The organism is Serratia plymuthica NBRC 102599, assembly GCF_001590925.1.
GTDB lineage: Bacteria > Pseudomonadota > Gammaproteobacteria > Enterobacterales > Enterobacteriaceae > Serratia > Serratia plymuthica.
The window spans coordinates 1-22,138 of record NZ_BCTU01000010.1 but is presented as its reverse complement, the minus strand read 5'-3'; the positions used below and the strand labels follow the sequence as shown (position 1 = coordinate 22,138).

Annotated in this window: 18 protein-coding genes and 1 pseudogene; 7 read left to right on the top strand and 12 right to left on the bottom strand. The window is 53.9% G+C overall.

Annotated elements, in window-relative coordinates:
• Positions 1-80: 80 nt before the first annotated feature.
• A complete protein-coding gene (locus SPL01S_RS06670; RefSeq protein WP_063198390.1) occupies positions 81-491 on the bottom strand; it encodes an Exc2 family lipoprotein in 411 nt (136 codons plus the stop codon).
• Positions 492-820: 329 nt separating this feature from the next.
• Between SPL01S_RS06670 and SPL01S_RS06665 the strand changes: the two genes are divergently transcribed.
• From SPL01S_RS06665 to SPL01S_RS24425, 5 genes are all read left to right on the top strand, one after another.
• Complete coding sequence (locus tag SPL01S_RS06665) at positions 821-2,236, top strand: MFS transporter (protein WP_063198388.1); 1,416 nt, start codon at positions 821-823, stop codon at positions 2,234-2,236.
• Positions 2,237-2,829: 593 nt separating this feature from the next.
• Positions 2,830-2,985, top strand: a complete 156-nt coding sequence (locus SPL01S_RS25170) for a helix-turn-helix domain-containing protein (RefSeq protein WP_073972030.1) — start codon at positions 2,830-2,832, stop codon at positions 2,983-2,985.
• 28 nt (positions 2,986-3,013) lie between these two features.
• The gene (locus tag SPL01S_RS06660) at positions 3,014-3,496 is read left to right on the top strand and encodes an Hcp family type VI secretion system effector (RefSeq protein WP_063198383.1); all 483 of its coding nucleotides are present in this window, start codon (positions 3,014-3,016) and stop codon (positions 3,494-3,496) included.
• 27 nt (positions 3,497-3,523) lie between these two features.
• A complete protein-coding gene (locus tag SPL01S_RS06655; RefSeq protein WP_063198382.1) occupies positions 3,524-4,123 on the top strand; it encodes a peptidoglycan recognition protein family protein in 600 nt (199 codons plus the stop codon).
• Positions 4,117-4,548: a hypothetical protein gene (locus tag SPL01S_RS24425; RefSeq protein ID WP_073972029.1), complete on the top strand. Its 432-nt coding sequence runs from the start codon at positions 4,117-4,119 to the stop codon at positions 4,546-4,548. Before SPL01S_RS06655 ends, SPL01S_RS24425 begins: the two co-directional genes overlap by 7 nt.
• Positions 4,549-4,711: 163 nt before the next feature.
• On the opposite strand, the gene SPL01S_RS06650 is transcribed toward SPL01S_RS24425, so the two are convergent.
• From SPL01S_RS06650 to SPL01S_RS06640, 3 genes are all read right to left on the bottom strand, one after another.
• Entirely contained in the window at positions 4,712-5,113 is a 402-nt protein-coding gene (locus SPL01S_RS06650; protein ID WP_062870783.1) for a VOC family protein, read from the bottom strand.
• 84 nt (positions 5,114-5,197) lie between these two features.
• Positions 5,198-6,445, bottom strand: a complete 1,248-nt coding sequence (locus SPL01S_RS06645) for an LVIVD repeat-containing protein (RefSeq protein WP_063198381.1) — start codon at positions 6,443-6,445, stop codon at positions 5,198-5,200.
• A gap of 9 nt (positions 6,446-6,454) precedes the next feature.
• On the bottom strand, positions 6,455-7,528 hold the full coding sequence (locus SPL01S_RS06640; RefSeq protein ID WP_004944331.1) for a sugar ABC transporter substrate-binding protein: 1,074 nt from the start codon (positions 7,526-7,528) through the stop codon (positions 6,455-6,457).
• Between the two features lie 221 nt (positions 7,529-7,749).
• Between SPL01S_RS06640 and SPL01S_RS06635 the strand changes: the two genes are divergently transcribed.
• Positions 7,750-8,838, top strand: coding sequence for an oxidoreductase (locus SPL01S_RS06635; protein WP_063198380.1), 1,089 nt, complete (start codon positions 7,750-7,752; stop codon positions 8,836-8,838).
• Between the two features lie 191 nt (positions 8,839-9,029).
• Here the strand turns inward: SPL01S_RS06635 and SPL01S_RS06630 are convergent, their stop codons facing one another.
• Entirely contained in the window at positions 9,030-10,052 is a 1,023-nt protein-coding gene (locus SPL01S_RS06630; protein ID WP_063198379.1) for an SDR family oxidoreductase, read from the bottom strand.
• 124 nt (positions 10,053-10,176) lie between these two features.
• On the opposite strand from SPL01S_RS06630, the gene SPL01S_RS06625 reads away from it, so the two are divergent.
• Positions 10,177-10,794, top strand: coding sequence for a TetR/AcrR family transcriptional regulator (locus SPL01S_RS06625; protein WP_063198377.1), 618 nt, complete (start codon positions 10,177-10,179; stop codon positions 10,792-10,794).
• Positions 10,795-10,817: 23 nt separating this feature from the next.
• Here SPL01S_RS06625 and SPL01S_RS06620 read toward each other — a convergent pair whose 3' ends face one another.
• The 7 genes and pseudogenes from SPL01S_RS06620 to SPL01S_RS25385 all read right to left on the bottom strand — a co-directional run.
• Positions 10,818-12,245 (bottom strand): hypothetical protein, encoded by a 1,428-nt coding sequence (locus SPL01S_RS06620; protein ID WP_063198375.1) that lies wholly within the window; start codon positions 12,243-12,245, stop codon positions 10,818-10,820.
• Positions 12,226-14,139 (bottom strand): hypothetical protein, encoded by a 1,914-nt coding sequence (locus tag SPL01S_RS06615; RefSeq protein WP_063198373.1) that lies wholly within the window; start codon positions 14,137-14,139, stop codon positions 12,226-12,228. The genes SPL01S_RS06620 and SPL01S_RS06615 overlap by 20 nt, the downstream gene beginning before the upstream one ends.
• Before the next feature lie 10 nt (positions 14,140-14,149).
• Positions 14,150-15,805: a hypothetical protein gene (locus SPL01S_RS06610; protein WP_063198370.1), complete on the bottom strand. Its 1,656-nt coding sequence runs from the start codon at positions 15,803-15,805 to the stop codon at positions 14,150-14,152.
• A gap of 13 nt (positions 15,806-15,818) precedes the next feature.
• Entirely contained in the window at positions 15,819-17,654 is a 1,836-nt protein-coding gene (locus SPL01S_RS06605; RefSeq protein WP_063198368.1) for a hypothetical protein, read from the bottom strand.
• Positions 17,655-17,721: 67 nt separating this feature from the next.
• Positions 17,722-19,863, bottom strand: coding sequence for a hypothetical protein (locus tag SPL01S_RS06600; RefSeq protein ID WP_063198367.1), 2,142 nt, complete (start codon positions 19,861-19,863; stop codon positions 17,722-17,724).
• 21 nt (positions 19,864-19,884) lie between these two features.
• A complete protein-coding gene (locus tag SPL01S_RS06595; protein WP_063198366.1) occupies positions 19,885-21,315 on the bottom strand; it encodes a hypothetical protein in 1,431 nt (476 codons plus the stop codon).
• A pseudogene (locus tag SPL01S_RS25385) lies at positions 21,315-22,138 on the bottom strand (hypothetical protein); the annotation flags it as partial. The gene SPL01S_RS06595 and the pseudogene SPL01S_RS25385, both read right to left, overlap by 1 nt.

Genomic DNA, 22,138 nt, shown 5'->3' with positions numbered 1-22,138 from the left:
GCCGGATAGATCATTAATCGCCGCTGTGAATACCCACGGTGGCGATTAATTCCCTGCATGTTACTGGCGGGGGGAGGTTATTATAAACCGTTATAACCATCCCAATAAGCGCCCGTAGCTTCTTTCGTAAAGACAGTATAAATCTTTTGATTGGGATCAATTTTGTAGGTTTTATTCAAAACGATGTTATTAAGTTCCAGTTGGCTTTTAAATTTTTCGCTGGATAAATAATCGGCTTTTGTTTTGGCCTCCGCCAGGGATAAATGGGCGTTGCGGTCGCATTTTCCCTGCTGATAAAACTGGTCAAACAGCGGCGTGCTGGCCTTGATACTGTCATGAACCAACGTCCTGATTTGCGAATCGTTTTCGTTTGAGATTTGGTAAATATAGTGAGAGGCGTGTTTTTCGGCGGGGCTTTTTGCTGCGCATGCGGCCAGCATGAGGCAACCCAATGCCAACGCGCAGGCATTCACTCTTTTATTGCATTTCATTACCTTTCCTTTTGATAACTTCAAATAGAGCGAGGATACGGAAATAATGCTAACAGAACCCTTTTATTTCCGTCAATAAATAAAGACTGGCAGTTAATTGCAACGTCACTCTATTTATTTGAGTTATTATTCTGTTGCTAGTCTGTTTTATAGTTCGCTAATTATATCCGGGAAAGAATTGCTTCCGGGAAATATGACGCGTATGTCCAGTCCAGGTTATCACACCCCATGGATGGCGTCGGATGCACTAGTAAACTGCATTTGCTGCGTCTTCCGCCTTATCAGGCGATGGCATAGGCTGCTGACAGGTTCTTTCAGGAGGCAGCAACATGAAGTTTACAGTTAAATCCGGCGGCGCAGACCCAAGGTGGATCCTCGTCAGCCTTTCCCTTTCGATGCTGCTCTCGTCGCTGGGCACCAGCATCGCCAACGTCGGTTTGCCCACGCTGGCACAGGCGTTCAACACCTCATTCCAGGCGGTACAGTGGGTGGTGATCGCCTATCTGCTGGCCATCACCACCTCAGTTATCGCTTTGGGTCGTCTGGGCGACAGAATTGGCAGGCGGCGGTTGCTGCTGGTGGGGATCGCGCTGTTTACCTTTGCGTCTGTGCTGTGCGCTCTTGCGCCGAACATCGGGCTGCTGTTCGCAGCCAGGATCGCCCAGGGGCTGGGGGCGGCAGTCATGATGGCGATGACCATGGCGCTGGTGGGTGAGACCCTGGGTAAAGACAACACCGGCCGGGCGATGGGGCTGCTCGGCACTATGTCCGCTATCGGGACTGCGCTTGGGCCTTCGCTGGGGGGCGCGCTGATTTTTGGTTTTGGTTGGCGGGCGATGTTCCTGATCAATCTGCCGGTGGGCCTGCTGGCGTTTATTCTTGCTTACCGTTACCTGCCGGCCCCGGCTCAGGAACCGCAAAAAGAACAGGCCAGGTTTGATTACCCCGGTACCTTGTTGCTTGGATTGACGCTGGCCAGCTATGCGCTCTCCATGACGCTGGGGCGCGGCGATTTCGGTTGGCTTAATCTGGTGCTGCTGCTGTGTGCCGTATTGGGGATCGGGTTGTTTGTTTGGGTGGAGAACAGCACGGTATCGCCTTTGATTCACCTGGCTATGTTCCGTCAGCCGGGGCTGAGTGCCGGGCTAACGATGAGTCTGCTGGTGATGGCGGTGATGATGACCACTCTGGTAGTGGGGCCGTTTTACCTGACGCACGGTCTGGGGCTGGCGGTGGAGCAGGCGGGATTAGCGATGTCGGCAGGGCCGATTACCGCTGCGGTGGTCGGCGTGCCGGCCGGCCGATTAGTGGACAAACTGGGGGCGCAAAAGATGACGGCCGTGGGTTTGGTTATCTTGGCCACCGGCGCCGGTGTCATGTCGATGATGTCGATAAGACAAGGGGTCTTGGGGTATGTGGCGCCGCTTTGCGTGATCACCCTTGGTTATGCGTTGTTTCAGGTCGCCAATAATACCGCGCTGCTTAAAGACGCTACCCCCGAGCGGCGCGGGGTAATTTCCGGCATGATAAACCTGTCGCGCAACCTTGGGTTGATCACCGGTGCCTCCGCCATGGGCGCACTGTTTATGTTTGCCTCGGACACGGCAGATATCAACGCCGCCGAGGCTGCCGCCGTGACCGCCGGTATGCATTTCACCTACGGCGCGGCGGCGTTGCTGGCGCTGGCCGCGTTGGGCATTGCCCTCGGCGGCCGGGCGTTTAGGGTCCGCTATTCGGCGCGCTAAGAAACCCAGTGGGAAACGCCTTCTTTGTAATACTGATAGAAATACGTAACGGGGGGGTAAGCTGGAATCAAAAAATTTCCGTCGCCAGAAGAACAGAATGTGGTTGCTGTTTTTAGAAAGGCGTATGACAGTAAAATATAGGCTTAACGGACTCTAGTATAAGTACCAGATGGGAGATTTTAATCCAAAGTAAAAATAGAAATATTAGATAATCAATAATTCGAAGCATTGAAATTCAGCGACTGGTGAACATTCATAATCTGTATAATTCTTTCTGTACTTACCCTTAAAAAAGTATCGAGTTGATCCCGAAAAAATAGGGGTAAATTGCGGGATCTGGTTGCGTATTTATCATTAAGTGTATTTTTATTCCTTGCATCTATGGGTGGCGGTGCAGCAGACTAAATAATATTGCGGAACGGTGTTTTCGTGTTGTCGCATCTTCTAAATTGTGATCTTACTCAATAAAACTTATATTTACAGAATGTTTTTTTTGTCTGATATTACCAAGGGGGGAGTAAGTAAATATTGGAATTGGTTATGAAAAAATTACATAGGAGTATGTAGACGGAAATATTCAAAAATGCTGATACTTGGTACGAGCGAGCTACAGCGTAAGCAAAGAGCAGCAACAGGAATTATGTCGCATGTACAGGAGGGGGGGGCATTCTATCAGTGACCTGTCAGAACTGTTTTCAGTATCGCCCCCAAACGTCTACCGGACACTTAGCCGTGGTGGAGAAAAATAGCAAGTTATTTTATATATAAGGAAGAAGGATGGCTCAGGATATTTTTATAAAATTTAATGGTATCGAAGGTGAATCTCAGGATTCCACACATACAGGAGAAATTGAGGTACTTAACTGGGACTGGTCTGTTGGTCAGACTTCGAATATGCATTCTGGCAGTGGTGGCGGTGCGGGAAAATGTACTGTTGAGGACCTCCATTTTGAACACTATATCGACAAATCAAGTTCTAACCTTCTTCAGTATTGCTTGACCGGAAAACATATTCCTGAAGCGGTTCTGACTATGCGAAAAGCCGGAGGCTCTCCTCTGGAGTATCTGCGTATTACGCTTCAGGAGATTCTTATCACCGGGGTGTATCCGGTTTACTGCAATACCATGCGCGCACCGCGCGAGGCGGTAAGCCTGGCTTTCTCCAGAGTAACAATGGATTATGTTTTGCAGAATGCAGAGGGAAATACAGCGGGTACGGTTTCCTCAGGATATGACATTAAAGCCAATACAGTAATCTAACTACTGGTAATACAAGGAAGGATAAAAATGTTATTCGTTGATAAAAATGGTTTAGTGGATGCGGAGTGCATTATTGTAAAGCGATTCAGTACGATAGAACGCGGAAAACTGAATAAAGTGAACGGGATTGTTGTACATCAAACGGGAGGCTCCACAGCAGAAAGTTCTTTCAATAGTTATAAAAACACAGGTGCAAACGGAGCTCATTTTCTGATTGATAAAGATGGTGCTATTTATCAGACAGCTTCTGTATTTAAAGTCACCAACCATGTCGGTAATATAAGATCCCGATGTTACATGGAAAAGACATGTACACCTTCAGAAATTTCCACAATAAAACCATTACTGAATAAGTATAAACAACTCTCTCGCTTAGAACAGAAGAAGCCATACCCGGAAAGATATCCTGCTAACTTTGACTCTCTGGGGATAGAAATTGTGGGAAAACCTACTTCAGGCGAAGGGGAGAACGCTGTTTATGAAAAAATAAATGATGCACAAAACAGCTCTTTAAGATGGCTTATAGCTGAACTTACTGACACATTGAAAGTATCAATGACTGAAATATTTAGGCACCCTGAAGTATCGTATAAAGTTAAGACAGAAGCAGGCACAGCCCGATGGTAAAAAAAATATTTTCCATATTGGGTGTGATTTTTACCATAAATGTGGCTTTTGCAGCCCATACTGCACCCAGAACAATAGTAGAAGTTAAAGTTAATGAAACAGGAAAAAGTGAAGATGAGTCGATAAATGTGAGGGATGGTTGCCGTGCATTTAAAATCACAGAGAAAGATGTGAGAGAATTCTTTTCTCAAGCATATCCTGTGCCTTTAAATTTCAATGTTCATGAACGTTACTCCCCCTGTTATGCTAAGGGAATCATTGAGTTTAGCAACAATACTCGTGGTAAATGGAAGATTTCCTCCAGTGGAGGAGGAACACTACTATGGGATACTGGTGATATAGCAACATTATTTTATAATGATTATAAGTGGACAGATCCTTTTGAGGATACATACACTTCTGAGGATGAATCCAATTCAGAATAAAAACCCAGGCTATTATAATTTTAAGTACGTCTCAATAGACGTACTTTATGTCCTAAATGCTTCAAGATTTTTCACATGACTTGACTGAGCAACAGTGAAGTAAATAGTGGAAAAATTTTGGCGGCTTCCGGCTTACAAACCCTAATGTTCACAGAACATTTTATCACAGCAAGTCCCCGCGATAGGCCAGATGAATCTTGTTGCCGTCCGGGTCACGCAGGTAAGCGCCAAAGTAACCTTTGCCGTAATTCGCGCGCTCACCGGGTTCACCCTCGGCGCTGCCGCCGGCCGCCAGGCCTGCGGCATAGGCTGCCAGCACTTGATTCTCATTGTCGGCGGTGAATGCCACCATGCTGCCATTGCCGGCGCTGGCGGGTTGACCGTTATACGGCTCGTAGGCGTAAAATCGCGGCAAGGTCAGCCCCGGTTTTATCCAACAACGCGCGGCGGGGCCGCCATCGGGCGTTACCGGCCGTTGTGTTAATCCCAGCGGTAGCAAAATGGCATCGTAAAATTCTGCGGCCTTGTCCAGATTGCTGACGCCTACGGTGATATGGCTAAACATCTTCTCTCCTTGTTCCGGGGTCTATTGCCTGTTCATTCATACTATCCCAAACAGGCAAAAAGCCGACATTGCGCCGGCCAATTTTTACCCCAGATACTCGATAATAGACAGGCCGCCGTTGTAATCCGTGCTGTAGATAATGCCCTGGGCGTCGACAAACACGTCGCAGGACTGGATCACCTGCGGGCGGCCCGGGCGTTTATCCATCATGGTGTGCGGCGCGGCGGGCACCAGCGCGCCGGTTTCTTTCGGCTGATAAGGGTTGCTGATGTCGTAGGCGCGGACGCCGGCATTTTGGTAGGTGGCAAAAATCAGCGTCGAGCTGACAAAGCTGCCGGGGCGGTTCTCATGCAGATTATGCGGCCCGAAGTGCGCGCCCTTGCTGACGTAATCCCGTTCATTCGGCTGCGGGAAGGTGGAGATGCTTACCGGGTTGGCCGGTTCGCGGATATCAAACAGCCAGATCAGCTTTTCGCCGTCCTCCTGGTTGTCGAGCACCGCCTCATCCAGCACTACCAGCAGATCCCGCTCCGGCAACGGCAGCGCGGTGTGGGTGCCGCCGCCAAAGGGCGGGCTCCAGTTGCGGTGGGCAATAAGCTGCGGTTGGCTGCGATCGCGGATATCCAACAGCGTCAGCCCGCCGTCGCGCCAACTGGCGTAAGCGGTGTCACCGCTGATAATGGCATGATGCAGGGCGTAGCGTTTGCCCTCCGGCCAGGTTGGCGTCTCGCCTCCGGCGCTGTGCATGCCCGGCAACCACCAGCGCCCGGCGATTTGCGGGTTGCGCGGGTCCGCCAGATCGACAGTCAGAAAGATATAATCGCTGTAGCCGTCAATCAGGGCGGAAACGTACGCCCATCGCCCACCGACATACCAGATGCGGTGCACGCCGATGCCCTCCAGCGCCAGAAAACCGATTTCCTGTGGCCGCTCCGGTGTGGAGATATCGAAAATACGTACCCCGGCGCTCCAGCCGCGGGCGTCGTTGCCTGACACCGTCAGGCTGATGGCGCGGGTGTAATACACCTTTTCGTCGGCAAAACGGGCGTCGGCAAACAGATCACGGGCGTTGATCACCAACAGCAAATCGTCATGCGCCTGCAAATGCACGTTCCAGGTGCCGGGCGGCGCAGGGACAAAGCCGACGGCGCGCGGGTTTTTCGCATCGCGCACGTCGACGATGGAAAACCCCTGCGACACCATATGGCCGATGTAGGCGTAGCCCCGGTGAACCATCACCTGTACGCCATCGGGCCGTCCGCCCTGGTCGCTGTGGCCAATCAGCCGCATATTGCGGCTGTACTCGGGTTGGGGAAGCGGTTGCGATGCCATGAACCTTCCTTATTTTTTAGCCTGTTGCGCTTCAAGCGTGGCGAACCACGGTGCAACGAAATCGTCCGATTTGCCCCAACCCGGAATGACCTTGGCCAGCGAGGCGACGTTGGTGGCTTCCGGGTGGCTCAGCAGCAGCGCTTGCGGAATGGCGGCGGCTTTAAACTCATAGGTTGCCGGGGTTTTCTCGCCGGCGATTTTGTTGGCCACCAGACGCAGGTTAACGGCGCCGATCAACTTGGGATCGACCGCCACGCTGAGCTTCCAGGCGCTGCCCTTGGCGCGCATCAGTGCCAGATCCTGGTTCGAGATATCAATGCTGTAGAGTTTGATTTCGGTGCGGCCATTTTCCTGCAATGCTTTGTAAGCGCCCTGGCTAAAGGCGTCCCAGGTTCCCCAGATGGCGTCGATTTTGCCTTTGGGGTACTTGGCCAGGATCGCGCCGATCTTGTTGGCCGTGTCGCCCTGAACGTCGGAAGACACCGCGCCGATAGACTCAAGCTCTTTGATGCCGGGCTGGTCGCGCAGCAGTTTCTGGTACTGCGCCTGGCGCCGCTCCATCGGAGGGAAACCCGCAACCCAGAGTTTGACGATGTTGGCTTTGCCGTCGAAGTCTTTCACCAGTTGGCCGAAGGAGAGATCGGTTAATGATGCGTCGTCCTGCTGGCTGACGGTAACGCCCGGGATCTCGCCCTGAACCGCGGTATCAAAGGCCGCCACCGCAATACCGCTGTCGGCAATGCGTTTGAGCAGAGCGGTTGAGTAAGGATCGCGCCCCTGCGACAGAATAATGCCGTCGTATTTCTGGCTGATCGCCTGATTGACGAAGTCCTGGAATTTAGCGTCGTCGCCGTTGGTCAGGAAAGTGTTGACCTGAAACCCCAGTTTGCGGCCTTCCTGCACCGCCCCGGTGACGAACTGCGTGGTATTGTCGTCCGAGCCCAGATTGCGGATCACCGCAATGCGGATCGGCCCCTGATGGTTGGCGATCGCCGCCGGAACCGGTGCGGCAGTGGGGGCGGAGAAAGCGGGAAACACGGCGAACAGGCTTAACGCCAGTAATGAGGTGTTGAACAGTTTCATTAAGTTTACCCTGCGTGGTTAAGCATCATTAAAAAACGGGAGGACAATTCATCGTCACCATTGGAATGGTTTTTTTTACCGGCATGAATTGAGGCAGCCAGTTTCTACGGCGGCCGGGCGGATGACAATGAACGAAAAATCATAAGCTAATGCAAAACAGTATTAGTCATCGGCTTTCCCGTCTCTATGATGGCAACAGCAAACAAAATAAGGACTTGAGCATGAGTGATACCCACATTCGCGTGGTCGCCGGCCCCGCCAACTATTTTGCTTTCCCCGGTGCGATTGACCGATTGGCGCAGTTTTATTCCCCGCAGCAGTTGGGCAATGCGCTGTGGATTTATGGCGAGCGTGCGCTGGCGGCCGCCAAACCCTGGCTGCCTGAGGTGTTTGACGCGCCTGAAGCCCGCAGGGTGTTGTTCAACAGCCATTGCAGCGAAAGTACGGTGCAAAGCATCGTGCAACAGGCGGGGGCGGATCGGCAGGTGGTGATTGGCCTTGGCGGCGGCGCGGTGCTGGACACCGCCAAAGTGGTGGCGCGCCGGCTGGGGCTGCCGGTGGTGGCGATCCCGACCATTGCCGCAACCTGCGCTGCCTGGACGCCGCTTTCGGTCTGGTATAACGATCAGGGGCAGGCGCTGCGCTACGAAATTTTCAACGATGCAAACCATCTGGTCCTGGTGGAGCCGGAAATTATCCTGCGTGCGCCGAAGGCGTATTTACTGGCGGGCATTGGCGATACGCTGGCGAAATGGTACGAAGCGGCGGTGCTAAGCCCGCAACCGGAACGCTTGCCGTTAACCGTGCAACTGGGCCTCAATACTGCGCTGACCCTACGCGACGTGCTGCTCACTGAAAGCGAAGCGGCGTTGCAGGCGCTGGCGCACGGGCAATTGAGCCAACCTTTCCTCAACGTGCTGGAGGCGATTATTGCCGGCGGCGGCCTGGTGGGCGGGTTGGGGGATCGTTACACCCGCATTGCGGCGGCACATGCGGTGCATAACGGCCTGACCGCCTTGCCGCAGACCGATGCCTTCCTGCATGGCACCAAGGTAGCCTATGGCATTTTGGTGCAAAGCGCCTTGCTGGAGCAGTGGGAAACCGTGACGCAGTTAATCGCGCTTTACCGGCGGTTGGATCTGCCGGTCAGCCTGGCCGCATTGGCGGTGGACATTCACGATGACGAGCAGGTTCGGCGCCTGATTGCACGCACGTTGCAGCAGGGGGAGTCGATTCATTTGCTGCCGATAGCGCTCAGCGAAGCCACATTGCGTTCTGCGCTGAGCTATGTGGAAGCGCAAGCCGCCTAAATAGCCGCGCCTAAGAGTGCTACAAGTGAGGAGCATGCAGAGTACCGACACGCCGTGAATCCGTCCATGGAGGCTCGTATCGCGCGCCCATGCGCTCAACGGTCGGCTAACCTGCATGACCCCACCTGTCTCAGGCTCGGGGTGTGGCGGTACTGAACTAAACCGGAGGAAAGGGCTTTTCCCCGGTTCGATTAGCTTTTAGAGGCGTTATTGCGCAACCAGGCTACCGTATCGCCGATCGTTTGTTCTACCGGCCGGAATGTCAGGCCCAGTTCCCGTTCGCTTTTGGCATGATTGAAATGGGAGCGGTTGGCCTCTTTGACCATCAAACGCACCGTCGCCAAACTGAGCAAGACCGGCTTGCCGCTGAGGCGGGCATAAACTTCCTGCAGCGCGGCTATGATATAGAGCAGCGGTAATGGCAAGGTGCGCTTTGGCGTTTGAACCCCGGCTATTTTACCCAGCAGCGGCACCAGTTGCTGCATGGTCATATGTCGTCCCGCAGCCAGATAGCGTTCTGCGCGTTTGCCGCGCTCGGCCGCCAGGATCATCGCTAACGCCACATCTCGCGCGTCAACCACTGAAAAACTGCCCGGCACCAGGCCCGGCAATTTGCCGTTCATCACGTCAGTGGCCAACTGGCCGGAAGAAGTGGGGCCAAGATCGGCGGGGCCCCACATCCAACCCGGCAGGACCAGGCTGCCGTTCATATCGGAGTGGTTTTGCAGAAACGCCAGTACCACCTCGTCAGCCAGAATTTTACTGCGGTAATAATCATCGGCATCCTCCGAACGACGCAGACAGGTTTCGTCTATCGGCATGCCCGGTTCACCGTTGAGCACCGCAATGGAGGAGGTATGAACAAAACGGCGTATGCCTGCGCGGTATGCCTGCTCCAACAGGCGCTCCGTGCCGTCGACGTTGATCGCTTTCAGTTCGGGCCAGTGGCTGCCGCCCTTGTAGTTGTCGCGAAAATAAGCGGCGGTATGAAACAGTACGTCACAGCCTTGCAGATGCGCGGCAAAGGCGGCCACATCGGTCATATCACCGGCAATCAACTCAACGCCTTCGACGGAACCGAACTGCCGGCGGCCTTTTTCCAGCGAGCGTACCAGCGCTTTGACGTGGCAACCTTTTGCAATCAACTCTCTGACCAGGTTATTGCCGAGCAGCCCGGTGGCGCCGGTGACAAAAGCCGTTTTCATGTTCATCATCGTTAAAATCTTAAGTGAGTTTCAAAGTTCATATGATATCTTAATTTAGTGGGGCGCATTTAAAATATCAAGTGATATCTTAAATGCGTATCTATGACGCCAAAGCAGCCTAAAGTCGAAGAAGATGAAGACAGAAAAAAAGCGGTTAACCCGCGAAGAAAGCCAGCAGCAAACCCGCGAGCAATTGCTTGAAACCGCACGCCAATTGTTTGTCGCCGGCGGTTACGGCGGTACCTCAATCCGGGATATCGCCAGCCAGGCCGGATATTCCCAGGGGGCGTTTTATTCCAACTTTGCCTCCAAGGAGGCCTTGTTGCTGCAACTGTTACAACGCCATATGGAAGCGGAGGCCACGCAACTCACTGCGCTGGCTCAAAGTGATATCGATACCCCGGAGCGAGTGTTGACGGGACTGGAGGCTTGGGCGGCGACTCTGAATCTGGAGGCTGACTGGTGCATGCTGTCGGTTGAGTTGCAGTTGCACGCGAAACGCAGCCCGGCCTTCGCCGTGGAGTACAAAAATATCTGGGACGTGCATCAGGCAAAAATCGGTGCGGTGATCGGATCACTGTTTCAACGGGTGGGCAAAGTGCCGCCGGCGGATCAAAACGAACTGGCGGCGGCCTTTATGGCGATGGCGCATGGGCTGGCTTTGCAGAAGACCGGCACCGGCGCCGATCCCTCCGGCAAATTGATCATGCTGTTTCTGCGCAGCCTGCTGTTTGCGCCATCGGCAACCTGAAATGTCTATCGCAGGCGCGCCGTTCACGGAACGTAAATGATTTCAAAACTCGAGGTTTTGTCGTAATAGGGCGTCATGCCCCCGTCGACGTAATAGACTTGCAGATCATAATGATAAATCAGCTTTTTATCCGGATTGAGGATCAGTTCCAATACCGAGATCTTCACGTTGACCGAATGAGCGGGATGGTCTTTATCCAACTCGACGGTTTGATTGTCGATATTCACCAGAATACGCTTGATCGGACGCGGGCCTGAGGGATCGTAAGCACCGCTGTCGCTCCTGAATTCAACGGTTTTATTGATGTCGACCGGAGCGGACTGTTTGATGAATTCCCGTACTTTGCTTTGGTATTTGGCGTCCAGCGCGAGCAGCACCGGGAGGTTGTCCGGGTTAAAGCCGACGAATTGCACCGTCAGATAGCCCTTGAGCAACAGGTTTTGCGGTGAGCGGTCAAATAACGCATCCCAGATCAGCGCAAACTGTTGGGAGGGCAGCGTGAAGGAATCCACGATGCCGCTTTGCAGGTTGATCAGCGCATTTTTCTCCTCGGTTTTTCCATCGGGCAAGCCCAATTGCAGCTTCAGCGTGTCGGCATTGGCGAACGGCGCCAGCTTGCCGTCCAACTGCGTTTGCGCAAACTGTTCAGCGGCATCGGCGATGCGCGCCTGGGTTACCTTGGGTGAGAGAAAATAATCGAAGGTCACTTTGACATCGTCCAGCGACGTCGCGTGTTCTGCGGCGGCGAAGGAAATCGACAGCATGGGTTTGTCGTCGTCGGCGGCATTGGTGGCCAGCAGGAAGGTATCCGGCAGATAGTAAAGGTAATTTTTGCGGACATAGTCCTGATAATAGTTGTACCACACGTTCTTGTAAGGCATTGGGGTGAGAATCAACTGCAGACGCGGTGGCGGCGGCACAATGCCTTGGTAAATGTAAGGGTAATAGTTTTCGGCAAAATAGAAAATTTTAGGCGAGGTAATGGTGTTGAGAATGCCGTGATCGGTGACGATGGCTACCACCAGCGTGGTTTGCGCGTCGTAATCCGACAGGGCGCGCAGCAGGGCGTCGCGCTGTTCCAGCCGATCCAGATCCAACTGCGCGTGGTAGCGGTTTTCCGTGGCGGTCAGCAACACTTTATTGAATATCATTTCGTCGACGTTGCCGAAGGTACTGAAGGTCAGCACCACATAGGGGACTTGCGGTACCTGCCTGCTCAGTGCGAAATCCAGCGTCATGCTCCAACTGGTGCCGTCGGTACTGGTGGCGATCTGGTAACGGGTTTCCCCCGAAACGATCTCGGTGCAGACCTCTGCGGCCAGATCCTCTGCCAATGTGGCCGGCGCGGCGCGATAGCGCAACCGTTTTGCCTCGGCGTCTGGAAACTGTTCGCGCGCGTTATCCAGAATGATTTTGTTCAGTGTGACCAGATCATTGAGAAAGGTATTCATAGCTATCCTCAGTGCGATGGGTGTGGGCCAGAGATCTGAATGGGTTCAGGCAGGCCGAGGTCCAAAGGAAGCGCCCGTCATGCCGCCGGTAAAGCGGGCTTTCCAACCGGTCGGCGGGCCGTTGCCAGCGGGCCAAAGCGTCAATCACGGGCGTGAGTTGCGGGATCCCACGCTGTCTGGCGTATTCCAGGGCGACGCGCCATTCGTGGGGATGAGCGTAATAGGGCGTCAGGGTGCTAAGCCTGTCGTAGTGCTTGCCGCACCACTGCACGGCCCGGTTCAGCATTTGAAGAATACGCAGGTAGGCCGGTGCCACAACGCCGGTTTCAGCCTTTAGCGTATTGAGCAAAATCAGTGCGTTGGTATTTACGCAGCAATCCAGTTGACGGATGTCATTGTCGTCCTTCATCCAGGTATGAAAACTTTGGCACTCCGCCCACTGATGTTGCACGGCCGCCAGGCGGGGATCGACCCGGCGGACCTGATAAGCGTTCATGTGCGCAACGGTTTGCCTGAGCTGCGCCAGCGAAATGCGGCCGAACTTGTAAAGCAGTTCGGTAATGATGGCGGTGTCGTCAATGTCTGCGCAGATGCTTTGGTTCGCCATCCATGCAGGATGGGCTGCGGTTGGCCAAAAGCTGAAATGGAACGGCCGGGTTTCGCAGGCGATTAAAAAATCGAGCGCCTTCTCGATATAAGGCGCGGTCTGCGGGGTGTACTTCAGGGTTCGCAACACCTGGGCGGTGACGAAGGCATTTTCATCCCGATGCCAACGGCCATCCGGCGTTCTGACATGGGAAATAAAGGCACCGCTGGCGCACTGCTGCTCAAGCAACGCCGTCAGGTTGGGGTGGGCGTCACTGACCGCTGGGGGGGCCGTTCTCAGTGGCAACACCTCGAATTGCGTGTTTTGCGGGCTGAAAGTACAGCTGATGCCGTGATGGCCCTGCATATCAACCGAAAAACCGACCACGTTGAACTGCAACGGGACCTGCGCGGACATCGCCCGTTGCAGCAAGGGCAGGGTGTGGCCGCTTTGTGCCGACAGCGCTTGCACGGCAGGAAATACCCGCTGGTTATCGCCGAAGAAACCGGGCGCGATGGTGAACAGCGTAAAACTCTCCAGTGCGCCGTTTTGGTTATAGGCCAGGCTAAAACCGTAGGTGGTGGGTGGAAAGCCTTCGTCACTCAACGTGTGTTTCAGTGCGCTATCCAGCAGGGGCGTTAGTGCCGCAAGCCATCCCTCGCAGCCGAAAAAGGCCATGACCGCCGCAATATCTGCGTGGGTGATCAATGCGCTGTGCCATTGAAAGTAATATTCGCGCGGTGAGGCAGGCAGTTCCGGGTAATAGCCGACCATCAGCAACGACAAACCTGCCTGTTGGCAACCGGCAACCGGATAATCCGCCGCGCCGCCAGGCCATGCGGACGCGTCGGGCACTTCGGAATACACTTTGAACTTGACTGCATCCGGCGCATATTTTCGCCCCAGCCAGGAGCCAAATCGCAGCGGCTGCGCACTTTCGCGCTGCATGCGATTGACCGCGTCAAAACTGGCCTCAGCATTAGCGTGCGGGGGCGCTGCGGTGATTCGTTGGCAATGCCGGTAAAAAGCCGCGATCCCGCGATCTTCCGCGTAACGCGGCAAAAAAGGATCCAGCGTGCAGGAAAGCGCCTGCGGTTTAACCGAGGAGACGGTGAACTCAAGCGGGCAACCGTTATACGCCAGCAGGCTGGTGTTAAAGGCGGCGGCCAGGCAACCGGAGGCCAGGCGCGCCTGGCTGAAACGGGCGATCTCGGGGGCCAGCGTGGTCCGCAAATAAGGCGCTTCCTGGCACAGGGCGTTTACCAGGGCGTTCCATGCCGCTGGCAATACTGCGTTATATTCGGCCATCGTCAGTCACCTAGGCCACGGCTGGAATAACGATGGCGGGCGGGTTCTCGGTGCCGTCACGAACGACGCTGTCGCCGCCGACCAGGAAGTACGTGATTTTATAGCCAACCTTCCAGGGTTTTTCCGTCAGGCAGCGATATTTGAAGGTCTGTTCATCACTTTTATCTTCGGTAAACAGGTACTTCTTGGTTTTACGGCTTTGCTTGTCATCCAGATAATTCAACTCGACGATCACTTGATTGTAATTCTCCCAAGAGAATTTCCGATCGAGGAAGATGGTTATCTCGTTGAAGGTCAGCACCGAGCCGGGATCCAGGTTCAGCAGGGTTGAGGCCGATACCGTCTGCGGCTGATAGCTGCTGCTGCCTTCCCAACCGGAGGTGGCGGCAGACTTGAAGGCATACTCGCTGTGGATCACAAAGAGTTCATTGCTGTCGCTGCTGCGCGAGATGGTTTTGCTCCATTTACCGTCATCGTTGATAAATGGCTCGGCCGTATAAACCTGTTTGTTGTAGTCGATTTTGAAGGTGGCGGCTTTAATGCCGTATTCGGCAAAGCCGTCCGGTCCCAATACGGTAAAATCGATTTTCTGGAAGAAGGGATCGTTAACGTTCACTTCAATAAAGTAAGGCGGTTCTTTTTTGGCGCGCAGGATGTCGCTGCCGATAAAGTTTTGCGGCACGGCGGATTGACTGAGCGCTTTCGACGAGGTGTAGTTGAAATTCAGGCTCTTGGTTTCTTCGATTCTCACCAGTTTTATTTCCAGCGAGGCGCTCGGGAACAAACCGCCTTTACCGCCTTCTTCGCCGTCTTTACCGCTGGAAATCAGCGAATCCAAAATCGAGTCGCTGGCCGATTTTGCCTGGGTATTGCTGTCGTCATTGGGTTTGAGCGACGCGGTGAAGAAGCTTTTCAGGATCTCCTCTTTAACGAATTGCAGCGCCCATTCCTTTTCCTTCGCCTCCTCTTCGCTCGGCATGCTCTCGGTCACCTTGATGATCAACTTTTGATCCTGTTGCAGCTTCTTGATCACGCTGTCAAAGCCCAACCAAAAACTGGCGGGGGTTTCCACCGGGATAGGAATATTGGCGCCAAATTTAAGATCGAACTCTTTGTAAAGGCTTTCAAACCTGGCCTCGACCTCAACTTTTAACGCCGGGGTGATGCCGGTAAAACTGAGGTTATAGGCCACGGCGGCCGGTGCCTGCGCCTGATTAAACGCCGCTTCGAGGATGACGGCCTGTTCCGGCGTCAGTTTGGCGCTGAAGATGGCGCTGTTATTGCCAAACAGGCTGGGGCACTGCGCGCTGATCAACTCGCCGTTGGCACTGCCGACATCAAGCACAAAAAAGTTGACCGTGCCTTTGTCATACGGCACCTGGGCCTTACGGGCGGTTTTGGGATCAACCTTCAGTTTACGCAGGTATTCGTTGAAGGCGCTTTCCAGCTGAGCTTCATCGATCGCGGTATTCACCTCGAAGTTGATGTAACCCCCTTGCTGACCGCTGCCGTCGCCGGTGTATTTAATCAATGAAAAAATCGGTTTTCCGTCTTTCTCTGCAATATGGATATCACCGGGCAAATACCAGAACTGTTTGTCATCGGAGTCATCGGCAAAGAAGGTGATGTTGTTGATGGTGGCGGTTCTTGCTCTGAGTAATAACATGGCGTTTCCTTAATTAATTGAGGTTGGCAATATCAATAGCGTCTTGATCGGTGGCGGTTTGGACGTACTCGGGCTTATCCCCGCCCTGGCCCGGGAGGTAACTGAACCAGATCTCCAGGTTGACAATGAGCCGTTCGGGGTCGATCTGGTCGGCGCTAAAGCGCTGGGAGGTGGCATCGATTTCGGTAAACTGAAAAATTTGCTGCAGAGGCGGGGTCTCATCGCCGGGCAAATAGGCATAGCTGGCAGACACCAGCACCGACTCCACCTGTTGCCAGTCCATACTGGCAGACAGTGTTAATACTCGCTGGTGATACAAACTGGAGAACAGGTATACGTCCTGGCTGGTCGGTTCGTTCAGCTCCGCAGAAATATGGGGCGAATTGACGGCGCTGCTGTACTCCTTGGTGACGTCAAATAAGTACTGGTCGGGGTTGGGCAGCATCACCGGGTAGCTGTCCTGCTGCGCCGTCTGGCTAATCTGAAAGCTTTTCGACAGGCTGGATGCCGGCATTCCAATGTGCCGGCAGCGCAGGGTGACCAACACCGACTGGTACCAGCGCCAGTCAAACAGGCTGGCGGTTTTGATGACAAAATCATAGCGGCCGTAGAGCGACTCAATATCCAGATAGACATCGTTCAATTCGGTTTGCAGCGCGCCGGAACTGACCGATCTTATGCCGCCCACCGCCTGGTTGAGGTAGACGGTGAAGTCATACTCGACGGGCCACAGCATTTTGCCGGTTTTAGGATCGGTAATGCTCGGTGACCTGAATCGTTTCGATTTGGTATCGCCTTCGCGAAAGGTGAATTGCTCGCTTTTCGACCCATAACGAAAACGCGCCATCACCAGTTGAATGTTATCGTCCAGTTCGTCGGACAGCAGACTGATCCGGACTTCCCGGTAGGCGAAGAAATCATCCTGCAGATCGTGTTGGCTGATCACCCGATCGGCTTGATAGTCGGTACCGGCGACCAGTTCGGCAAACAAGGCCTGCGGATAAAGCGAGCGTTTGACTACCGTGGTTTCAGTCAGTTTTCCGCTTAAACGTCGTTGGTCAATATCCTCAATCGACAGCCGTTGCAGATAAAACCCGGCCTTTGGCTTGGATTGCTGCGGGACTTCGGCAAATACCGGGGTAAAAAATTCGCTGATCAGGATCTGCGTCAGTTCGGCCGCGGCCTGCTTGAAGTGGCCATCGGGGTCCGTGTCCCTGACTTTGACAGTGACCACTTTTTCGCTGATTAACCGCGACGAGGTTTCTTCGATATCGACGGAAAAAATCAACAGGTTGAAACCGACCGACTCTTGCAGGAACTGATAAACCTGGTCCCAGCGGGCTTCCAGCTCAAAGGTGGCTGGGGGGAGCTGTTGCAGATAGTCAATTTTGTAGCTGATGGCGATCGGCGTGGAGGCCGGCGCGTTCATCAGGCTCGCCAACAGCGCAATATCGGCGTCCGGCGGCAATTTGGCCAGCAGATAGCAGTTCTGTTGCTCGCTCAATGAGGTTTTGCTGGTTTGACCGGCGATAAAGCCGGGAATGTCCAGCGTGGCGCTGCAGGCAATGGCTTGTAACGGCAATAACACCGCATCGCGCGGGATGTCCGGGCTGCCCGCTGCCGCCTCCTGTGCCGCTTCGGGGCTGCTGGTCAACTGGGTTTGCAGCGACAACATGGCATAGTAAACCGTGGCCGGTTGACTGCTGTTTCTGAATATCTGTAGTTGGACGGCGGGCTGGTTGCCGTCAATAACGCTAATGCCCGGTGCGGCCGCGCAATAATAATAAATCGGCCTGTCCGGGTCGGCTCGGATAAAACAGATGTTCTGCACTACGACCTGAGTGTTCATAGCGACCATTCCATTTTATGAAGGTGAATCAGGGCAAAGCAGCTTTGCCCTGGGGTGTCTCAGCGCATCAGTAAGTCACCACCACGATGGTGCTGGTTCCTTTCACTTCCTTCTCGACGGTTTCTTCCTGATTGTCAGCCCCGTAATACACCGTAGAGATGTAATGGATCTTCACCTCATTCTCTTTATCCGCCTGCATCAGGTCGAAGGTCAGATACTGGGTGAGGGACTTGGAGTCAAACTCGGTCAGGGCCAGGGATTGGGATTGCGTAAAGTCCCATTTCGGGTAATACACCACCATTTCATAGGTGATCAGCGTGATATCTTTCTGGGTCGGTTTGAAGATAATGGTGTACTTCTGCGATTTCGGCAGGGCATTGGCGACCAGGATCTGGTGGCCACGGATCAGCCCATAGCCCGGTAGCTGCGGGCTGGTCTCAACGCCGCTGGGGATATAGGTCAGGCTGTCACCATCCAGGGCATAGTAATCGGTGGAGAAATAAATCGGTTTATCCACATCGACGCCAATCGGGTAAATAAAGGGTTGAGGCGGGGTCGACTCACTGACTACCTGGCTGTTGGTCTTGAGTTTGACGCCCTTATCCGGATCGGAATATTGCGTTTTGATCACCACCTGGCTGAAAACTTTCCAGCCCATAGGATCGAGCAGCGTAGCAATGTCGGCATAAACGATGCCGCAGTCGGCCACGTTGATGGAGATAATCAAATCCTGATCGCTTTGAAGTTCGCCAGAGTGGTAGGGCTTAGCCTGCATACCGGTGAAGTTGACGGTATAGGAATATTTAAATGCACGGCCCAGCTCGGGTTTGATAAACCATTTGCCGGTTTTTTTCGCCTCGCTGTCGCCAGGGGAAAACTGCAGAGTGCTCTGATTGTCTTTGTCGTAGATGGCGGTCACCACGATATTGGCCACGTTGTATTTCGCCAGGTCCTGAGTGACAAAAAACTCGGGCTGAATGTACTGATAGAAAGGATCGTTGAGATCGTACTCTTTAAAGTAATCTTTCAGATTGGCTTCGCCGACGATGGATTGGATAGACGGCAACTGGGTCTGAGGGGCGATGGAGAAAGAGACCACCGAGTTTTCCTCATAGACGCGGGTAAAACTTTTGGTTTCGCTGAGGCTGGATTTGAATTTATCAAAGCCGTCGGCGTCATTAAGCAACTCGAGGCTCATGTCCAACCCGGTTTGGCTACTTAAAATCTGCTCTACCTGTTTTTGCCCCCAGGCGGCCAGCCCCTCTTTCCATTTATTGTATTGTTCCTGCGTCATGCCCATTTCATCGTAAGAGAGCCCGGTCTGGACATCGACCTTGATCGCGCCTTTTTCGATATATTCGCGCTCAATTTTTTTCTCATCGGCCGACCAGGTGTGGTAGCTGATATCTTGCGTTACCGACTTGGTGATCTCGCTATCGTAGCTGACGGTGACTTTGGCCGCCGGCAGGGAAGCATCCAGATTGAAATCGAAGCGAATGCCTACGCTGGAGTTCGTATCGGTGCCTTTCAACACCTGTTCGAACAGGGTGGCGCCTTCGCCTGTGAGTGAAAGGCTGAAAACGGTGTTGTTATCCCCCAGGCCTGATGGCGATACCGTGGTAGGGATTTGGCGATAGAATTTCTCGTTGCTGTCCAGAATCAATGAAGCCTGTGCCGAGGTGAGTCTCGGGACTTCCAGCTTGATTTTTGTTGGCGTCAATTCAAGCACGAATTGGTCATTGCCTTGGTTGCTGTCATATAACGCGACAAATCTTGCAGCCTGATCGTCATTTAAACCGGTATTGCGCAACGCGGTATCCATGGCTGCTTTTTTGGTCGCATTTTCGGGATCGGCCACCGAGGCCAGCTCGGCTTGAACATACTTGACGATCAGGGTGGATTTCGCGAGCAGCGGCTTTTTAAGCTCGCCAAGCAACTCGATGCTGATCTTGTCTTTCATCTCCGAATCAGGCTGCGGCAGCATGACGGTAAATTGCGCATAGCCGCCCTGGGTGTCTTCACTGCGATACTTGTAGAACATGAAATAGGGGCTTTTGGCATCCCTGGCGACAAACACCGGGATCTCCGGCACCACATAGTAAATATTCTTATCAATGCTGTCGCCATAACAGGTAAAGGCATATTCCTTAATACCCAGATACTTATCCGTGGCGATCTTGACCGATTGCTGCAAAGCGGTGGTTAACATAGGGAATTCCTCTTGTTTATGTCACTTGTTGTATTGCAGTTTGACGGGGCTGACGGTGGCCTGCTGCGGGCCAGAGTCGTAGGTTTTGGGGAACAGCGACGAGGTTTTTCCTTGCCAGCGGTAATCGATTCGGCCGTTTAGTCCGGCTGCATGGGCATTGATCCACCAGTTGGCCTGCCATTGCTGGTTGGCAAACGCGAAGCTGAAGTTTTGTTTTTTAACCTGGCCGGCAGGAACATAAGTGGCCGTGCCGTTAATCGATTTAAAGCCGTCCTTCAGGTGCCCGGCTTCAAACAGCACGCTGTAAAAGCCCAGGTCTTGCGGGGTGAGCGCGACCGCGTCTTGCCAGCCGAATTGGCTTTCATAGCTGGAGTAGTCGGAAAACGTCACTTTGAGAGTGATGTCGCTGACCGTCGTTTCGGTTTTTAAGGTCACCGGCGGGAAATTGGGCCACTGCATCGGCGTTTGCTGGCCCGCCCAACGCAGTTCGATAGACATGATGTTGAAACCGTTCGGGTTGAACCCCAGGCTGACCAGGCACTGGCGGTGCTCAATGGGTTTGTCCGGTCGGCTGGGTTCCGGCAACGGCGTTGGCGTAAAGGTGATAATGCTGTCGGCGGGCAGTTGGCCGAGCAGGGCAGCGATGTCTTGTTGCTGCGCCAGCAAATAGCGTTGCGGCACGCTGTTGCTGTAGCTGACGTCATAGCTGAGCTTGTTGGGGATCTCATCCACCGAATGGATGTTGCGTAACGTGTTGCTGACCAGTTGCGACGCGGTTTTCACCAACGAATCCCTTACCTGCTGACGGGTCTGTTCCGAGGGGGTATTGTCAAACTGTTCAAGCAGGGTGATCACGCCGGCGTCAATCTGCTGGTTGAGCAACAGGGCGATAGCCTCCGGTTGGCGCGCCTGTTCGTTGAAGGCCAGGGTTAAAAACGCGACCCAGTCCGTATCCAGGCTGGCGGTGGCGCGGCTGCTGACGCTGAACTGACTGTGCGTGACCAGGTAAACCTGGTTTTTGGCCCCGCGAATGGCGTTGTCCAGCAGGCCGGCTTCAGCGTGGGTCAGCGGCATTTTTGACTGTTCGAACTCGACGTTATAGCTGTCTGATTCCGGCTGGCGGACAAAGCGCAGGAATAACGATTGGCGAATATCGCCTTGCGCCAGGCTGATTTTCCCCGGTGCGGGGATGAAGTGCTGGCGGATATAGGCTTCGATCGCCGCTGTATCGACCGGCATGTTTGGTGCGATAAAGGTTGCCAGGCCCCCGCCGGGGCTGGTCAGCAAATGCAGCGCGCTGACTTTGCCTGCCGGGGTGTCCAGCACCACCTGCGGCGTAAAGCTGCCGTAGGTGTAACACTCCGATGGCAAGGTTTGATCGTGAAACGCCAGGGCTCTGCCGAGCAGGAAAAAATTCTGTAACGTCTGTTGGGGATTCAAAGAGTCAGTCATTATTTTTCACCCTTGATATCAATCGTTTGATCGCCGGTCACATAGGGCGACCATGAGCCCGTGGAGGTTTTGTAACGAAATCCGGCAGCAAAAATAGAGGTGACATTCCATTGATATTCGAAGCTGTCCTGCTGGTGGGTAAAGGTATGCTCCGACGTTCGGGTTTCGTTTTGCGGCTGAAAGGTCAACACGGCTTTAAGCATTTCGGTGGGCAGATGGGCGGTGATCCGCGCCCGCTGTGCACCAAACTGCGGGAAACTGTAGGCACCGATGGTGGTGTCCTGGGTTATTGGCATGGGGAGCGGCACGGCCTCGCTGCCGGACAAGGAATATGCCGTCGCATCGGCATAGGTATCGTCACCGAGGATCGGGCAACTGAAATAGGGCGTTGCCGCCGTTAACGCCAGGTCCTGCAGCCAGCCGGCAGAGTGGTAAAGGCCGCTAATCCGGCTTTGCTTGGTAAACCCCGGGTCAATGTTGATGGTCAGGAAATGGCAGGGCAGCGCGGCGTAATCCAGTACCAGAGCGCGATTATCACTGCGCCGCACTTCACTGCTCAGGGTGCAATAAGCGCCATCCTTCGGGTAGTTAACGCGGATTTGGTAGAAGAACGCTTGTTTGTCCAGTGCGCTGTTATGGAACCTGAAGGTCAATCGACTGCTGTCAGGAACCAGTAATTGCGTTTGCGTCTGGTCAAGCGGGTAAATATCGCCCGCCGGCACGGTGAGCTGAATGTCGATAAAGACGTTACTTTTCAACCCAAGCGGGAAGGCGTAAAAGACGTCGATCTCCAGTTCGCCCGCCGGTAGTGGCGGGGCGGGGG

What these genes read in the sequence shown, in the direction of transcription:
- SPL01S_RS06670 (WP_063198390.1), bottom strand. Translation starts at nt 491, where the DNA reads ATGAAATGCAATAAAAGAGTGAATGCCTGCGCGTTGGCATTGGGTTGC.
- SPL01S_RS06665 (WP_063198388.1), top strand. Translation starts at nt 821, where the DNA reads ATGAAGTTTACAGTTAAATCCGGCGGCGCAGACCCAAGGTGGATCCTC.
- SPL01S_RS06660 (WP_063198383.1), top strand. Translation starts at nt 3,014, where the DNA reads ATGGCTCAGGATATTTTTATAAAATTTAATGGTATCGAAGGTGAATCT.
- SPL01S_RS06655 (WP_063198382.1), top strand. Translation starts at nt 3,524, where the DNA reads ATGTTATTCGTTGATAAAAATGGTTTAGTGGATGCGGAGTGCATTATT.
- SPL01S_RS24425 (WP_073972029.1), top strand. Translation starts at nt 4,117, where the DNA reads ATGGTAAAAAAAATATTTTCCATATTGGGTGTGATTTTTACCATAAAT.
- SPL01S_RS06650 (WP_062870783.1), bottom strand. Translation starts at nt 5,113, where the DNA reads ATGTTTAGCCATATCACCGTAGGCGTCAGCAATCTGGACAAGGCCGCA.
- SPL01S_RS06645 (WP_063198381.1), bottom strand. Translation starts at nt 6,445, where the DNA reads ATGGCATCGCAACCGCTTCCCCAACCCGAGTACAGCCGCAATATGCGG.
- SPL01S_RS06640 (WP_004944331.1), bottom strand. Translation starts at nt 7,528, where the DNA reads ATGAAACTGTTCAACACCTCATTACTGGCGTTAAGCCTGTTCGCCGTG.
- SPL01S_RS06635 (WP_063198380.1), top strand. Translation starts at nt 7,750, where the DNA reads ATGAGTGATACCCACATTCGCGTGGTCGCCGGCCCCGCCAACTATTTT.
- SPL01S_RS06630 (WP_063198379.1), bottom strand. Translation starts at nt 10,052, where the DNA reads ATGATGAACATGAAAACGGCTTTTGTCACCGGCGCCACCGGGCTGCTC.
- SPL01S_RS06625 (WP_063198377.1), top strand. Translation starts at nt 10,177, where the DNA reads ATGAAGACAGAAAAAAAGCGGTTAACCCGCGAAGAAAGCCAGCAGCAA.
- SPL01S_RS06620 (WP_063198375.1), bottom strand. Translation starts at nt 12,245, where the DNA reads ATGAATACCTTTCTCAATGATCTGGTCACACTGAACAAAATCATTCTG.
- SPL01S_RS06615 (WP_063198373.1), bottom strand. Translation starts at nt 14,139, where the DNA reads ATGGCCGAATATAACGCAGTATTGCCAGCGGCATGGAACGCCCTGGTA.
- SPL01S_RS06610 (WP_063198370.1), bottom strand. Translation starts at nt 15,805, where the DNA reads ATGTTATTACTCAGAGCAAGAACCGCCACCATCAACAACATCACCTTC.
- SPL01S_RS06605 (WP_063198368.1), bottom strand. Translation starts at nt 17,654, where the DNA reads ATGAACACTCAGGTCGTAGTGCAGAACATCTGTTTTATCCGAGCCGAC.
- SPL01S_RS06600 (WP_063198367.1), bottom strand. Translation starts at nt 19,863, where the DNA reads ATGTTAACCACCGCTTTGCAGCAATCGGTCAAGATCGCCACGGATAAG.
- SPL01S_RS06595 (WP_063198366.1), bottom strand. Translation starts at nt 21,315, where the DNA reads ATGACTGACTCTTTGAATCCCCAACAGACGTTACAGAATTTTTTCCTG.